The sequence below is a fragment of the Methanosarcina baikalica genome, assembly GCF_031461075.1.
Lineage (GTDB): Archaea > Halobacteriota > Methanosarcinia > Methanosarcinales > Methanosarcinaceae > Methanosarcina > Methanosarcina baikalica.
In genome coordinates this window covers 1-14,672 of record NZ_JAVKPK010000082.1, presented here as the reverse complement: position 1 = coordinate 14,672, position 14,672 = coordinate 1, and the positions used below count along the sequence as shown (strand labels likewise).

General features: G+C 41.7%; 14 protein-coding genes. 2 read left to right on the top strand and 12 right to left on the bottom strand.

Annotated elements, in window-relative coordinates:
- Window positions 1–32 precede the first annotated feature (32 nt).
- Window positions 33–689, top strand: a complete 657-nt coding sequence (locus RG963_RS14740; RefSeq protein ID WP_310577046.1) for an MBL fold metallo-hydrolase — start codon at window positions 33–35, stop codon at window positions 687–689.
- A 422-nt stretch (window positions 690–1,111) separates the two neighbouring features.
- The gene (locus RG963_RS14735; RefSeq protein ID WP_310577045.1) at window positions 1,112–2,980 is read left to right on the top strand and encodes a YgiQ family radical SAM protein; all 1,869 of its coding nucleotides are present in this window, start codon (window positions 1,112–1,114) and stop codon (window positions 2,978–2,980) included.
- 140 nt (window positions 2,981–3,120) lie between these two features.
- Here RG963_RS14735 and RG963_RS14730 read toward each other — a convergent pair whose 3' ends face one another.
- From RG963_RS14730 to RG963_RS14675, 12 genes are all read right to left on the bottom strand, one after another.
- Entirely contained in the window at window positions 3,121–3,711 is a 591-nt protein-coding gene (locus tag RG963_RS14730) for a pyridoxamine 5'-phosphate oxidase family protein (protein WP_310577044.1), read from the bottom strand.
- A 160-nt stretch (window positions 3,712–3,871) separates the two neighbouring features.
- Window positions 3,872–4,501: a Fe-only nitrogenase accessory protein AnfO gene (anfO, locus tag RG963_RS14725; protein WP_310577043.1), complete on the bottom strand. Its 630-nt coding sequence runs from the start codon at window positions 4,499–4,501 to the stop codon at window positions 3,872–3,874.
- A 318-nt stretch (window positions 4,502–4,819) separates the two neighbouring features.
- Complete coding sequence (anfK, locus tag RG963_RS14720) at window positions 4,820–6,208, bottom strand: Fe-only nitrogenase subunit beta (RefSeq protein ID WP_310577042.1); 1,389 nt, start codon at window positions 6,206–6,208, stop codon at window positions 4,820–4,822.
- A gap of 15 nt (window positions 6,209–6,223) precedes the next feature.
- Entirely contained in the window at window positions 6,224–6,574 is a 351-nt protein-coding gene (gene anfG, locus RG963_RS14715; protein WP_310577041.1) for a Fe-only nitrogenase subunit delta, read from the bottom strand.
- Between the two features lie 17 nt (window positions 6,575–6,591).
- Window positions 6,592–8,172: a nitrogenase iron-iron protein, alpha chain gene (gene anfD / locus RG963_RS14710; protein WP_310577040.1), complete on the bottom strand. Its 1,581-nt coding sequence runs from the start codon at window positions 8,170–8,172 to the stop codon at window positions 6,592–6,594.
- A gap of 26 nt (window positions 8,173–8,198) precedes the next feature.
- Window positions 8,199–8,579, bottom strand: a complete 381-nt coding sequence (locus RG963_RS14705; protein ID WP_310577039.1) for a P-II family nitrogen regulator — start codon at window positions 8,577–8,579, stop codon at window positions 8,199–8,201.
- A 12-nt stretch (window positions 8,580–8,591) separates the two neighbouring features.
- Window positions 8,592–8,909 carry a P-II family nitrogen regulator gene (locus tag RG963_RS14700; RefSeq protein WP_310577038.1) on the bottom strand — a complete coding sequence of 106 codons (318 nt, stop codon included), beginning with the start codon at window positions 8,907–8,909 and terminating at the stop codon, window positions 8,592–8,594.
- Between the two features lie 132 nt (window positions 8,910–9,041).
- Window positions 9,042–9,869, bottom strand: a complete 828-nt coding sequence (nifH, locus tag RG963_RS14695) for a nitrogenase iron protein (RefSeq protein WP_310577037.1) — start codon at window positions 9,867–9,869, stop codon at window positions 9,042–9,044.
- A gap of 1,108 nt (window positions 9,870–10,977) precedes the next feature.
- Window positions 10,978–11,829, bottom strand: a complete 852-nt coding sequence (ilvE, locus tag RG963_RS14690; protein ID WP_310577036.1) for a branched-chain-amino-acid transaminase — start codon at window positions 11,827–11,829, stop codon at window positions 10,978–10,980.
- Between the two features lie 521 nt (window positions 11,830–12,350).
- On the bottom strand, window positions 12,351–12,701 hold the full coding sequence (locus RG963_RS14685) for a HepT-like ribonuclease domain-containing protein (protein WP_310577035.1): 351 nt from the start codon (window positions 12,699–12,701) through the stop codon (window positions 12,351–12,353).
- On the bottom strand, window positions 12,698–12,994 hold the full coding sequence (locus RG963_RS14680) for a nucleotidyltransferase family protein (RefSeq protein ID WP_310577034.1): 297 nt from the start codon (window positions 12,992–12,994) through the stop codon (window positions 12,698–12,700). The genes RG963_RS14685 and RG963_RS14680 overlap by 4 nt, the downstream gene beginning before the upstream one ends.
- Before the next feature lie 388 nt (window positions 12,995–13,382).
- Window positions 13,383–14,240 (bottom strand): hypothetical protein, encoded by an 858-nt coding sequence (locus RG963_RS14675; protein ID WP_310577033.1) that lies wholly within the window; start codon window positions 14,238–14,240, stop codon window positions 13,383–13,385.
- Window positions 14,241–14,672 lie beyond the last annotated feature (432 nt).

The window sequence follows — 14,672 nt, the reverse complement described above, 5'->3', positions numbered from 1 at the left end:
AGAAATAAAAAAGAGCAAAAAGAGAGAGGAATATAGGAGGAAGAAATACGGAAGTCCGATACATTTGTCCCACAGCTTACGATTCAAGTGTCTATCTGGTAAATGGGAAGATCCTTATCGACGCGGGAATGAGTAGTGATCTGATTATTAAACAACTGGAGAAATATATCAAGCTTACAGACCTGAAACTCATAATCCTGACCCACTGTCATTATGACCATACAGCGGCAGCAGCAATAATCGCAGAAAAGAGCGGTGCAGAAATCGGGATACACAAAGCCGACCTTCAGGGTGTAAACGATGAATACCTGAGTGTGTCCGTGCTTTTCGGAGACCGTGCACCTGCTGTCAAGCCCACAATTACATATGAAGAAGGGGATAAAATTGACATAGGAAATGGGGAACAGCTGGAAGTTATCCACACGCCTGGCCACTCACAGGGGAGTATTTGCCTCTATGAACCGGTTTCAAAAAGTCTCTTCTCCGGGGACACGGTATTTCCGGGTGGAGGGTTCGGAAGAATGGATTTTGATGGTTCAGAACCTGAAAAGATGCTTAGCTCGGTGGAAAAACTAATAAAAATTGATGTAAAAACCCTGTATTCCGGACATGGAGCCCCTGCGGACAGGGATGGAAACAACCAGATCATGGCCTCATACAGGATGCTAAGAATGATGATGGGAGTATGAAGACTGCCCTGGAAGACGGTCTGAGAAGAAGAACCGGATATGAGAATAATCCCACTGCCTGTTTAACCGGGGATTGAATCGAATGAGGAGCCTGGAAGCACATTATGGCAAAAGATACGGAAGTTTCAAAAGAAAATAAAAAATTCAGCCTGGAGAAACCGGATAAAAAGAGGCTGAACAGAAAAACCGGTTTTTTTGTCCCAAAAAAAATGGAAGTAAGACAAGAAACAGTAGAAGAAGCACAATTAGAAACGAGGTCCAGGACAAAATCCGAAAAAACAGACGGACAGAAAACAGAAGCAAAGTCCTCAGCAGATACAGATAAAAAACCGGAAAAAAGATCCGAAATTAAGACCGGAAAAAAGGCAAAAAAATCAGAAAAGTCTGTTTCTTCACGCACACCTATATCAGAATTCCTTCCAATGAGCCCTGAAGAAGTAAGATCTCGCGGCTGGAAGGAACTGGACATTATCCTGGTCACCGGAGACGCTTATGTAGACCATTCCAGCTTCGGCACCGCGATAATAGGAAGGGTACTTGAAGACGCTGGATTCAGGGTCGGAATAATTGCCCAGCCGCGGTGGGACAGCCCTGAAGACTTCAGAAAACTTGGAAAGCCCAGACTTTTCTTTTCCGTAAGCGCCGGAAATACTGACTCAATGGTCAGCAACCTGACCCCGGGCCTGAAGCCTAGAGAGAAGGACGCATATTCCCCTGGAGGTAAAACAGGGCTTCGCCCGAACCGAGCTACAATAATTTACTCAAACAGGATAAAAGAAGCTTTTCCTGAAGTGCCTATCGTGCTGGGGGGTATTGAGGCTTCCTTACGACGCTTTGTCCATTACGACTATCTTTCAGACAAGGTCAGGCAATCCATTCTGGCTGATGCACCTGCCGATCTCGTGGTCTACGGCATGGGAGAACTTCAGATCGTAGAAATTGCAAGACGCTTACAGGCCGGGGAAAGTATCAGAGATGTAAAAGACATTCCGGGAACGGTCTGGAAGATGGAAGTTAAAGCCTGGAAAGAACTCAAAGAAAGAGGCAAAAAGACAGAGAAAGAACAGAAGGAACAGGATGTACCTGAACAAAAATATGGGAAAACAACTGCAGAGACAGCTGAATTTTTAGGAGAATACGTTGAAATCCCTTCTTTTTCCGACGTTTCTCAGGATAGAGTAGCCTTTGCAGAGGCTTTCCGCAAATATTTCATGGAACAGAATCCTGTTACTGGAAAAGGTGTTGTCCAGCCTCACCCGAAAACCGTCATTGTGCAGAACAGGCCTATGCGTCTCCTGACAGATGCTGAAATGGACCATGTATATGAGCTGCCGTTCACTGGTGAAGCCCACCCTTCCTATACAGAATCTATCCCTGCCCTGGAAATGGTAAAATTCTCCCTTACAACGCACAGAGGCTGCTTCGGAGGCTGCGCCTTCTGTGCAATTACGCAGCATCAGGGACGCACGATTGCAAGCCGCAGCATCGACTCCGTCCTGCGAGAAGCAAAAAAACTTACAGAAAAACCGGATTTCAAAGGCATTATAAATGGGGTAGGCGGCCCCAGCGCCAACATGTACGGCATGGAGTGTAAAACCTGGGAGAAGAAAGGAGCCTGCCTGGATAAGTCCTGCCTTTACCCCCGTATATGTCCTGCTCTGGATACCAGCCATAAAAAGCTGCTCGAACTCCTGCGCCGCCTGCGCGAACTTCCAGGAGTCAAGCAGGTCTTTACAGGCTATGGAGTACGCTACGACCTGGCTCTTGAGGATGAAGAGTATCTCGAAGAACTTTGCGCCCACCACATTAGCGGACAGTTGAGAATCGCACCTGAACATTTCTCAAAACGAGTCACGAATGCAATGTGCAAACCCGGCAGAGAAGTCTATGAAAAATTTGCCGAAAAATTTACAACTCTCAACAGGAAGTGCGGCAAGCGGCAGTACGTTGTAAACTACCTGATGTCAGGCCACCCGGGCTGCACTCTTGAGGATATGATAGAAATGGCAGAGTATGTGCGGGACCATGGAGGCTATACAGAACAGGTACAGGATTTTACCCCTACTCCTATGACCGTATCGACCTGTATGTATTACACAGGACTTGACCCGTTCACCGGCAAAAAAATATACGTTGCACGGAACAAAAAAGAAAAAGTCATGCAAAGAGCCCTTATGCACTACAGGAGCCCTGCAAACTATGAGCTTGTATATGAAGCCCTGGAAAAAGCAGGAAGACTCGACCTTGTAGGAAATGCCCATAAGTGTTTGATAAGGAGAAAAAAAGGGTAAAAAGATTTATGATAGCTCAAAAAAGATAAAAATGATAGTATCAAACTGCGGAAATATTATTTTTGCACCATAACCTGAAAAGGCGCTTCGGGAATTTTTGTTCCTAAAGCGCCTTTGCTTCATGTAACTATAGCATATGGTTACCGCGTTTTCGAGTTAAATAATTTTTCAGGCTCCACCGAGTTTTCTTTGGCCGTCATTCCCTGCAAAGTTATCCGATAAATCGAAACCATGTTCCCATCAAGTGAAGAGCGATACTTCTCAATTAAAGTGCTGGTTAAAGGATTACTGTAATACTTCAGCATATATTTGTCAAGCAGTTTCTGGAGTGCTTCGGCTGCCTCTTTGGAGTCAGTCACCTTTTCAGCCTTTCCAAAAAGCATTACGCTCATGTATGCCGTATCTGCATGACAGGGCACCGGGTCAGTCACGGTACCATGTTCCTTATATATAGTGAAACAAACGAGCGGATTTTGGGAAAGAATATTTTCCTTTTTACCCGACCCCATGCCATGAAAGTAAACAGAACCGTTGTGCCATACATAATTCATCGGAACAGCATACGGGAAATTACCACTTACCATTCCAAGCACGCCGGTTCTTTCTCGCAAAAGAAACGTTTCGATTTTCTTCGTATCTGTGCAGTTTCTCTGTGTATAACTAACCTGCTCCATTAAAGTACACCCTTCCTGTACATTTTTTCCAGTTGTGTAAGAAACATATTCATCCACTTATTGTCCTGTTCGATATATTCTAGGTGAATAAGCAGTTCTTTCGGCACCGTATCATATGGATAGAGTATTGACTAAAAGCAAAGGCGCAAAACCGTTTAAGCAATCATCCGCGCTCAAGACCAAAAATGTGACATTATTATAACTTTATTAATAATATTCACAAAGCTTGCACATGCACTATTCTAACGGTCTTTTTAGTCGGTAGTACATTTACAGTTTCATATTCAAGCCCCAAGACGCCAAAATCTTTGTCAAACCACTTTGGAACATGACTGCAAATGACATCCAGCCTATTGAACTCTCCATTTTTCAGATAGGGAATCAGAATTTTCTTTGAAGTCAACTGCGGATTCTTTGAAAGGATTTCTTCCATATTAAGACAAAAATCACCTTTATACATACCAGGTTCCAAAAATTGTACGATATCGAATTTGCAGGGTTTCTCCTGCTGCTCCTCAATTACCTCAAGCATTTCTTTTTTGACTGAATCAAGAACATCCAAAGCGCAATTTTTTACAAGGAATATTTCAAAGCCCGCTGTTTCAAAAATACCGAACGCTATCCCTGGGATTTCACTGGCAACCACTATTTTCACATCATCAAGCTGCTTTATGATATCTGCCACAGCCATGCGTACCGCAGCAATACCCTTCGCGTTGCAAACTTTATTTTCAAAACGGTTCATGACTTTCCATTCCCCGCCTTCGTTCTCATATGTTGCAACGAATCCAGGTTCAAATATTGAACTCGTTTTTTGGTTACTGCTTTCTACAACTGCAATTTTCAAGACACATCCTCCTTTCTTGTTGCAATTCATGATGATTTCAGGCTGAGATAAAAATAGTTACTCGCCGTCGGACCTATCTGCTAGATTTACATAAGCCCTACGGGATTAACTCCGTAATCATAGGAATATATCATTTGTAACGACGCAAAAATACCCCATTGCTTGCAGCGAGATGCGCCAGCGAAACTTTAATTTGGATCCTCTTCTTAGTGATTCTGCCAGAACATGATAACAATCGAGAACTGGCAGGATTGGGATAAAATCTCAGCTAAGTCTTACAATATTTGATTGCTCGAATCCTAATTCATTTAATACTCCTTACCATACATTCAGTAACCATTCCCTATCCTTCTTGTACTCCATATCGGTAAACAATGTGTTCGCCATCTGTTCAGCGAGCCATATTGCACCCGCGTATCCAACGACCGGATGGCGGTACAGTCCTGCACGGTCGAAGGTGGGAAAACCCACGCGTACCATGGGAATATTGTTGTCGATGGCGGTCCACCGACCCTTGGAATGCCCCAGGATGAGATCGAGTTCAACTTCCTTGTTTTTGATCCTGTTTTCCAGTTCCCACAGATCCGCATTCATAATGATCTGCATATCGAAATCAACTTTTTCCTGAAACGCCTTGATACGCGGATCGTTTTGATAGGCCTGGTTGTCATCGCCGAGAAGAAGAATCACAGGCTTCATCTCCAGATCAAGACAGAATTCGGCAAGACCGATGACAAGATCGGGGTTTCCGTAGATAGCGATTCTCTTATCGGCGAAAAACATATGTGTAAGGTCGGTCAGCGCATCGATGGCAATTCCCCGTTCGCGAACGAGTGATTCTGGAATTGGTTTTCCAGTCATTTTTTTTACGTTCTGCAGGAAGGTATCAGTGTTGCGAATGCCGATAGGAGTCGGTCCTATGATTGCAGGAACGTTAAATTTGCTTTCCAAAAATCCGGCGGCTTTTCCTCCTTCGTACTTGTTCAGTGCAATCGTTCCCAGGGCATCCGCCGTTCCGATCAAGTCATCAACCGTCGTGCTGCCGTGGGAGACCCCGCTTTTGTCTGGCATCAGAGGAGAATCGAAGCTTTCGATTTCGAAAAGGACTGTCGCATCCACATCCATTTCCGACAAAAGGTGCTTGAGTGCTGTTACGTCTCCCGGATTGACCCAGCCGGTAATCAGGTTGAGTTTTCCGTTAGGTTTGTCTTTTTTCGCAAACGCACTTACTAAATCCTGCACCGCGACATCGTATCCACTCACCATGCTTCCCTTAAAACTGGGTGCATGAATAGGAATAAGATAGACTTCCCGACCGGCATATTTTTCATTCAAAAGCCCCTTTTTGAGCTTCCTAATGAGACCATCGATATCGTCGCCGATGATTTCCGTCGAGCATGTCGTGATGATTGGTACGACCTTCACATGCGGATACCGCATCAAAAGCACATCGACCGCTTCTTCAACGCGTTTGACAGCGCCGAACACCGCACCATCCTCGTGCACAGAGGAAGATGCGATCTCGAAGCTATCCTTGAAATGCTGTGCGAACAGCATGCGGACAAACATAACACATCCCTGTCCTCCATGAACGATCGCAATGCAATCCTTTATTCCTATACTGACATACTGCGCGCCGCAAGGCTGGCATGTGAATATCGGGTTGATAATGCCGCCACGCTCTCGTTGTTTTAGTTCGCAAGACATAATATTTCCCCTTTCTTAATAGAGCGGGTTAGTAAGTTCTTTATTCAGTGACCCTTTAATGGTTAAGTAGTCCATACGATCTTTGAGTCCTTGCATGAGCAGCTTGATATCTTTTTTGTCCATCGTGGCCAACCATGGGCACGTATTTTTGAAACCCTTAGCCAGAAACACAGCGTCCACCCAATAGCATCTGTCCGCCGGAGTTTCGAGTTCAACGGGTTCCTCACACAATAACTGCATGGTTTTTGTAAGGATTCCCTCGTTCTGCTTCTCTCTGTCCCAGGCACGGGAGTGAAACTGCCACAGACACCATTTCATAATATAATCCACCAGTTGCTCGATCCTGTCTTTCATAATATCATCCATGAATGACATCACCTCCATTATACCGTGCCATCAAGCTGTTGTTGTGAGCCAAGCTGTATTGGTGAACTTTGGTATGTCTTTCCACGTAATTTTGAAACAATATCGTATTCTCCGGTATACGGTCTTTCCGAGCTTGGAGTTGTCTCATCCTTACTTATATTCATATCAGAAATCAGCCGTCGAGTCAAAAATCCCGTATCTGTAGGTATCTCATCCTTGCTGATATCTACGCCGGAAAGCTGATGAATCGGCGAATAGATCGCGTTGTAAAGATCACGGGCAAGCCTGACCCATCCTTCAAATCCTTTATAGGGACCGTTGTGATATGCATGTATGTTGAGATATGGGATTCGGGCCTTTTTGGCAACCTCGCCTGGACGAACACCGGTGAGGATGATATCGGGCTTCAACATCTCCATAGCTTCAAGTCCCTCAAGCTCGTTGGGATCATCGATGGCTAGCGCGCCTTCGCTACACCGTGCAACGCCCTTTTCGAAGTCTCCTTGATGACCGAATTTTGAATACACAGAGACGACTTTAACTCCCATCTCTTCCTCAATTACATGCGCCCAGTGCCAGAGTTTGGAGCCTCCAGGCCAGAGGCATACTTTTTTCCCTTTCAGACGTTTCGCGTACCAGTCGAGTTCCGGTTTCCATCTGGCGGTTTCTTCGTCGATAATGACTTTTGCTTCCTTTTCGAGTCCGAAGAACATGGCGACCTTCATGAGTGATACAGACAACGGTTCGAATCCAAATCCATCGATATCAAGACGCGGGATCCCGTATCTTTTTCTGAGTTCGTTACAGATGTACTCAGAGGAACGTGCACATTCAAGCACATTGAGGTGTGCCAGGTGCATACCTCTGAGATCGTCGTAGGATCCGTTGCCTGTAAAGGTGGAAAGAACCTGAATCCCCATTCTCCGGAAATAGTCCACCATGATTTCCACATCGCCCTGGATGTTATAGTCGCCGACGTAATTGATGACGTATTTGCTTGTAATTTCCGGTTCAAACGTTCCGACCTTCTGATCGACCCACGCGATATTGATTTTATGGTGCCCTCCCGACTGGCTCGGCCCCCCGAATCCAGGAGCATTGCAGACGAAGATATCGACATCGGGCATTTCTGCCATTACTTTTTGAGCAACCGCATTTATATCGTCCCCTATAAGCGCTGAAGTGCAGGTTTGGTAGATGCTCATCCTTTTGATATGCGGAAAAGCCTTGAAACAGTCGATGATGTTCTGCTTGAGCAGTTTTTCGGCGCCGAACACGACATGTTTTTCCTTCATATCCGTCGCCCAGGCATATTTAAGCTGGAAGTTGTTATTATCGCTGATGTAGCGTTTGGTGTGCCAGGTGTCATAGGTGCATCCGACTGGTCCATGACACAGATGAATGACATCTTTCATGGGTGCACCAATAACATGCTTTGCTCCGCAGAAAGCGCAGCCACGTTCCGAAATAGTTCCCGGAATTGTGTTAAGGTATCCGAGAGGAAGGCACGACGTCAAATCCTCGCCTGGACCTTTTATAACAGCGTGCATTGCCCTTTCAGGAATACATTCGCTACATTTGAATGTGTGATATGGCATGGATTCGTTCCTCCTTGTTCTTTTTATTACAGAACAGCGCTGTCGCCCTGTTCATCTGTCCTTACCCTAAAGGCATCATCAACCGGACAGATGAAAATCCTCCCGTCACCTATCTCTGCAGTTTGGTTAACCTTAATGATTGTTTCAACAATCGTATCAACATCTTCATTGCGGACAATTACGGACAGAAGGCGTTTGGGAACATACTCCATGTACTTCATTCCAGCCATTATACCTTGAGCCAAAATATCAGGATGAATATCGATGTTGAGTTCGGCTGCAATGCCTCGTTGTTTACCCCGGCCGAGTACTGGAATCGCAGTTACACTCGGAACACCAAGTATCTCAAGGGCTTCCTTTGTGGGCACAACTTTTTTCGGACGGATAATTGCAATTATTTCTTTCATAGTTGCATCTCCTTAAAGACCTGGAACTCCAGTACGTATTGTGTACGCATCGTCAACGGGAGTTACAAAAATTTTACCGTCTCCGTAATTACCTGTGTATGCTTTGCATTTGATAAGTTTAACAACTTCTTCAACAGACTTATCTTCTACAACTAGCATAATCATGGTTTTAGGAAGTTCATCATAGTGTGTCGTTCCTACCGTGATCCCATTCTGTTTTCCACGACCAAATACATTTATTTTTGTTAGTGAGATAAAACCAGCCTCTTCGAGTCCTTCAGTAACTTCATCAGTAGTTTCAGGGCGCAATATAGCTCTGATCATTTTCATATGAAGCCTCCTTTTCCAGCCGAAATTTATAATACGAAACTTCATCCGGCGGCAAATGAAATTTTGTGTGTTTACAATGAAGTTTTACGCTGCGTGTGGAGAATGAAATTGCATGAATGGCTTTTTGCATGATCAGTCCATAAGCCCGTATCTTGCTACCATTTTTTCCAGCTGGTCCATGCTTAATGGTTTTGGGATCACGAATATATCATTCTCAAGAATTTTCTTGGCGAGTTTTCCGTATTCAAGCGCCTGATTGCATTCTGGGTCATACTCTACAACTGTCTTTTTATTGAACTCCGCTTTTTGAACAATGTTGTCTCGTGGTACAAAATGAATCAGTTGTGTTCCAAGCGCGGAAACAAATTCTTCCATCATTTCCAGCTCATTATCGACCTTACGGCTGTTGCAAATAATTCCTCCCAATCTTACACCACTTTGTTCGGCATACTTCAGCAGGCCCTTGCAGATATTATTTGCTGCATAAGTTGCCATCATCTCTCCAGAAGCGACTATATATACCTCCTGGGCTTTTCCCTCTCGAATCGGCATTGCAAAACCACCGCAGACAACATCACCCAATACGTCGAAGTGAACAAAATCCAAATCCTCTGAATAGGCTCCCAAATCCTCCATAAGATTGATCGCGGTGATAACTCCCCGACCAGCACAGCCAACACCGGGCTCTGGACCACCGGATTCGACGCATTTGATTCCTCCGAAACCGGTATTAACTACATTTTCAGTTGTTACAGCCTCCTCACCCAGCTCTCTGAGCGTATCCATTATTGTGGTCTGAGGTACGCCGCCGAGTACCAAACGAGTGCAGTCTGCTTTTGGGTCACAACCATGAATAAAAACTTTTTTGCCGTGAAAATATGCCATAGCTGCTGCAGTATTTTGTTGAGTGGTGGATTTTCCGATACCACCTTTACCATAAAAAGCAATTTTTCTTGTCATTTTCATTCTTCCAATATTTTCTTGTAGAGCTCATCCCAAAACTCACAATTTGCCTCTTCGGACATTATATTTTGAACAATCAATCGAGCTACTCAATAGAATAGTGAGATTTTTCCTGTGTTGCAGACTTCTTTTTTTTTGAGCCTCCCATATTAATTTATTAAGTGATATGTTTATACAAACATAACTAAGCTTTATAATGGAGGAATACAGTTACCATTTTCCTATTTATTTGTATAAATAGTTTTCTATAGGTCGAGTTACCAACTATTAGAAGAAATAGAGTACAATTCACGAGATAATTAGAAAACTATTCTTGAGAAGAGATATCAATAGACACTATTTCTCAGTTTAGTAATGAGCAATTATAAATTCAAAATAGAAATTTTGTTATGTTGTAGAAAAGATAACACTTCATTTTGCGAAAAAAGGATTACTGCTTGAAACAAACCATATAGGAACAATAGGGGATATCACACCGTTATGTTTAAATAAACATAACACTCATCCCATCAAATAATGGGCGTATGGCGATTTTAACAAAAAAGAAGAAGATATATCATACCATTATGCTTTGATAAAGATCATATTTTTCCTCTCGAAACGGAACATTTTACCTCCAGGAAATAGAACAGATTCCACTGTTATATTTTAACAAACATAACGCTTAAACCCTAAAAACATGGAGAAAGATTGTGTTTTTGGCAAAAAAGACTGAAAGAACACATTCATGAAAAAAAATAGTTACAGTAGATCTTGAATTGAGTGTCAATTCAAAAAACGCCTCAGCCCGGAAATGAGACGTTTTGTCCCTGAAGCTGTGTGGGAATAAACCTTTAACTGTCGAAAATGTAATTTTAACTCACTGTGTTTATCATACTTGATTTTGTACCTCAGGTACGTAAGTCCTGTATAAATTACCCATTCGGAACAGCGAAGAGCGGAATAAGATAACCGGATGCAAATTTCAAAAATTTTCGGGTAAACAGAAAACCGCCATTTATCACCGTGACGCTGATTTTTATGACGCGAAAAGTGTTATGGGAATGTCCAGGCCATGATTAACCTGAGCATTTCCGGAACCAATCGGGTGAAATATCTTCCGTTATTACGTGTGCACTGCCTCATGAAAGAGGTTTGCCAGTTTTTTCGTCCACTCACCGGGTCTACCGCTGCCGATCACGCGGCCGTCGATTTTATTGACCGGAATCAATTCCGCCCCGGTTCCTGTCAAGAAGCATTCGTCTGCGGTGTAAAGATCGTACTGCGTTAAATGGGTTTCCCGGATAGTCATTCCGGCGCGTTCGGCGATTTCCATCACAAAACTGCGGGTTATCCCTTCGAGGGCGCTGTCGGTCAGGCAGGGTGTGTAAAGAACCCCATTAGACACTATAAAAATATTGTCCCCGGTGCATTCCGCGACATAGCCTTCCCGCGTTAGCATCACCGCTTCCATGCATTCCGCCTGGGCAGCCTCGATCTTCGCGAGAGCGTTATTCAAATAATTGAGCGATTTGATCCGGACGTCGAAACAGTCCGGGCTGATCCGGCGCAGACTCGACGTGATAACCGGGATTCCTTCCGTATAAAACTTTTCAGGATAAAGCTGGATGTCCCCGACAATAATGATCACCGAAGCTTTTTTACAGAGGAACGGATTTACTCCGAGGTCTCCTTCACCCCGTGAAACGACCAGCCGAATATAGCCATTTGTTTTCTGGTTACGCTTCACGGCATCTTCAACATCCTTTTTTAATTCATCCGGAGTTAATGGAATTTCGAGCATTAGCGCCTTCGCGCTTTTATAGAGCCTGTCCAGGTGTTCTTTCAGCTTGAAGACTTTTCCCGAATAAACCCGGATTCCTTCGAAAATTCCATCCCCGTAGAGAAAACCATGGTCGAATACCGACACCTTTGCATTTTCCTTTTCATAGTACTTTCCGTCGATGTAGACTTGCATTTTAAACTTCCTCATCCGAATAAACATCGCGTAATTAAAGTATTTTTCTCTAGAATTGTTCGATCAGTTTTCTGTCCATCTGCCGGACGATTTTCATCAAATAAGCGCTATTCTTGATGTAATCCTTTGTCAGGATGACGAATTCCCGATTCTGGAAGTATACCCCTTTGAGGGCACTCTTGCTGTAAATAATTATTAAGATTTAGACAATTCAGGGTTTAATGCTATTGATTTTTCAGTTTAACTACGTAAAATACTATCCTCCTCTGGCCGACTTCCAATAGAAATAAGGAACAGCACTCTCAGCAGGCGATCCCTATACTTTATAAACCGCAAATATTCCTAAACCGCAAATATTCCAAAAGATATAGGAATATCGGAAATATCATCGATTACATGCCTATTAAACAGAAGATAACCTGCATATTCCTATATACTTTGTAACAATTGTGATTGCAAACGCATAGGCAGAAATCTATAAAATTAATTTTTGCAGTGGAACCATTCAATCAGAGACATCATTATTTTTCAGTCTCCAGAATATCGAGTATCACAAGAATCTCATCTTTTAAAACAGGAATATCGACTTTAACAGTATGCCAAACATCTTCCAAATTAATTCCAAAATAATGATGAATCAATCGATCCCTCATCCCAGCAATGTCCTTCCAGGGAATTTGAGGATACTTTTCGCGGAGATCTTGGGATAAGTTTTTAGCGGCTTCACCTATAATCTCAATTTGTCTGATCGTCCCATCTTGAACTAGATTGCTAGACGAAAAATCTTCTTTTTCCATACCTCTAGTATATTCTTCAATACGTTCAATTGAATCGAGGATGTGGCTAAGGTAAATCGAGTCGTTTTTTCTCATGCAGAGATCACTTTTGCTTCTTTTTTAATTCCTTCAATAAGGTATGGACTTATCGACCCCTCGGTTAGTAAATCAACTTTTACTCCAAGAGACTCTGATAGCTCTCTCTCAATTTTGACCATAGTGAGCAGACCTTTCGTTTTGGAAAACTCTACAAGAACGTCGATATCACTTTCTGGTCTTTCTTCTCCTCTTGCATAAGAGCCAAAAATAGCTACCTTTGTTGCTCCTTCCTTCTCGAGGAATGAAGATATTTTTTCGAATAACTCTTTATTCTGGGAAGCACTCTCCATATCAGCATAATTTCGTTTGTTACAATTTAAACATATCCTGATAAAAGAGAGCCAATTGTTTTGTCTTAGAATAATTTTGTTTTGTCAATTTTTATGCTATTGTAATGACTTCTTGAGATTTATAACTTTAAAAACTTGTACACTACTCGGAAATGCAAACATTTTCTGTCAAAAAGCTCGCATAGATTTTTAGGAAAACGCACAGGTTTTACTTTTACATTAACTCTATCATCAGTAAAGGCTAAAACTCTATTATTGTGGTGAGGGGTACAGAATAATTAGGATTTACAGAACTTGCGGCATACTGTAGATTTTTTGCAACGGAACCCCTAAAAACGTAGGCACTAGACAAATCAAGTATTTGAATAACATGGATACTTAACTAAAATTAGTTACTCATTTTATTCTCTGCAAATTCAATTTTTATATCAAACTTGTGTTCAAGATTTTTAATTTCTTTAATCACTTCACCAGGGATTTTTACAATACCAGAATTGTCGGTACACTCTATAATTATTTGTAGATAAGGATTATAAATATAATATGCTTCCGGGTGACCTTTCACTTCATACTTTTTTAGTATTCTAAATATTTCAGAAGAAGCTTCGTTTAATAATTTACTGACTGTATGCATCTTTTTACTTTGCAAATCCCGCATCGCTTCTTTATATTCCCCTTTATCTAACTCCTGTTGTATTTTAGTTTGTATTTTGAATAAATCATCTGATTGCTTTTTCAACTCATTAATTTGCAAACTTAAAGCTTTAATTTCTTCTTTTTGCGGAACAAAAATATTAATTATAGCAAGAATCTCTGATGGGGTTACACATAACTTTAAAACGTAAAAAGTGAACCCAATGTTTATTATTGAAAAAATCAGTATTTTTAGATCAACATTGAAGTTTTTATAAATGTTTATAATGCCATAAATGATAGGAATCAAATCACTTGCTCGATGAACTCCTAAAAAAGATAAAGTTGAAACTATAAGTAATAAAATTGATGTTAGGAGTATGAGCACAGTAAAAATTAACATATTAATCGGTGAAGATTTCCACTTATCACGTAATTCTAAGAGAACCTTTTTCACTTTACTTATTTTATCAAAAATATGTTCTTCTTTAGAAGTAAAACCTTGATTTTTCTCACTATGATCGTTTATAGCATAATATGCACTAATAACACCAGGTATGCCAAAAATAAAGGCTAAGATAAGACTTATGATGGTCAGTTCATTGGGATCCATATTTATTCATCAGTAATGTTATTTCAGAGTTTTAAAGATACCTAATTTTTATTAGGAACATATATAATTTAACCAGAACCTTGGATCAATTTGTTAAGTATTGTACTGTAATTTATTTTTTTAACTCATGTGCCCTTTTCCTAAGGTCTGATGACATAAATGTTGTTTTTTCTATTATCTGCTCGTAGTTTACCGTACGGTAAAGCGAATCTTTAATCTCTTATGGTGTTATGTTTTTCGTAAGTTCAATTTCATGCCCTTGCTTTCTAAAAGCTTCGTATAATATTAAAAAATGGATTCGTAAGTTTCTTCCAGAAGGTCATAAAACTCGGGGTCACGAGGCTCGATGAAATATTGAACACGAGTTAAACTATAGTTTCCAACGCAACTTATTACACCTATTAATGCTTATATTTTTTTATGGTGGGGAAG

Coding starts and splice junctions, on each gene's coding strand:
- RG963_RS14675 (WP_310577033.1), bottom strand. CDS start 14,240: ATGGATCCCAATGAACTGACCATCATAAGTCTTATCTTAGCCTTTATT.
- RG963_RS14680 (WP_310577034.1), bottom strand. CDS start 12,994: ATGGAGAGTGCTTCCCAGAATAAAGAGTTATTCGAAAAAATATCTTCA.
- RG963_RS14700 (WP_310577038.1), bottom strand. CDS start 8,909: ATGAAAATGATCAGAGCTATATTGCGCCCTGAAACTACTGATGAAGTT.
- nifH (WP_310577037.1), bottom strand. CDS start 9,869: ATGACAAGAAAAATTGCTTTTTATGGTAAAGGTGGTATCGGAAAATCC.
- RG963_RS14705 (WP_310577039.1), bottom strand. CDS start 8,579: ATGAAAGAAATAATTGCAATTATCCGTCCGAAAAAAGTTGTGCCCACA.
- anfG (WP_310577041.1), bottom strand. CDS start 6,574: ATGGATGATATTATGAAAGACAGGATCGAGCAACTGGTGGATTATATT.
- anfD (WP_310577040.1), bottom strand. CDS start 8,172: ATGCCATATCACACATTCAAATGTAGCGAATGTATTCCTGAAAGGGCA.
- RG963_RS14735 (WP_310577045.1), top strand. CDS start 1,112: ATGAGCCCTGAAGAAGTAAGATCTCGCGGCTGGAAGGAACTGGACATT.
- anfK (WP_310577042.1), bottom strand. CDS start 6,208: ATGTCTTGCGAACTAAAACAACGAGAGCGTGGCGGCATTATCAACCCG.
- RG963_RS14685 (WP_310577035.1), bottom strand. CDS start 12,701: ATGAGAAAAAACGACTCGATTTACCTTAGCCACATCCTCGATTCAATT.
- ilvE (WP_310577036.1), bottom strand. CDS start 11,829: ATGCAAGTCTACATCGACGGAAAGTACTATGAAAAGGAAAATGCAAAG.